This window comes from Achromobacter xylosoxidans (assembly GCF_002192695.1).
GTDB classification, from domain to species: Bacteria; Pseudomonadota; Gammaproteobacteria; order Burkholderiales; family Burkholderiaceae_B; genus Achromobacter; species Achromobacter xylosoxidans_C.
In genome coordinates this window covers 1-732 of record NZ_MTLG01000064.1, presented here as the reverse complement: position 1 = coordinate 732, position 732 = coordinate 1, and the positions used below count along the sequence as shown (strand labels likewise).

1 pseudogene is annotated in these 732 nt (G+C 69.3%); it reads right to left on the bottom strand.

The annotated features are described in order from the left end of the window. A pseudogene (locus tag BRO63_RS10880) lies at positions 1-732 on the bottom strand (autotransporter adhesin); the annotation flags it as partial.

The window sequence follows — 732 nt, the reverse complement described above, 5'->3', positions numbered from 1 at the left end:
GGACTTGAGCTGGCTTACGTTCACTGCGTCCGTATCGGTCGCGCCCGCCGCCACGTTGGTGAGCCGCCGCTCGGCGCCCGCCGAGCCTACGCTGACCTCGCCCACCGGCGATGCGCCGGCCACCGCCGCCGCGCCCGACCGGTAGGCCGCCGCGGCCAGCGTGGCGCCGTTGGCGACCGCATTGGCGCCCAGCGCCACGCTGCCCGCATGGCTGGCCTGGGCCTCGCGGCCCAGCGCCAGCGCGTTGTCGGCCGTGGCCCGCGCGTTGTAGCCCAGCGCCGTGCTGCCCACGCCCTGCGCATACGCGTCGTCTTCCGCCAGCCCGGACTCGTTGGTCCGCGCATAACGGATGCCCATGCCACTGTCGACCTTGTTGATCTTGTTGACGTTTCCGGTCAGGTCCGTGAACGTATCGCCCATGGTCGTCAAGGTATCCCCCAAGTTCGTCAGCGTATCGCCCAGCCGCAGCACGTCCTGATTGGTGTCGTGGAGTTGCGACCCGTTCACTGCATCGGTGCTGGTAGCCGACACCGCTCCACGTGCCAGGTTGGTGATCTTGGTGCCGCCCGTTGCGCCGCCATCCGTGGACGCGGACCCGGCCAGGGTGATCAAGGACTTGGGGTCTCCCACCTTGCCGTCATAGGTCACCGCCCGGTCGCCCAGGCTGCCCACGTTGTCAGCCAGGGACTTGAGCTGGCTTACGTTCACTGCGTCCGTATCGGTCGCGCCCGC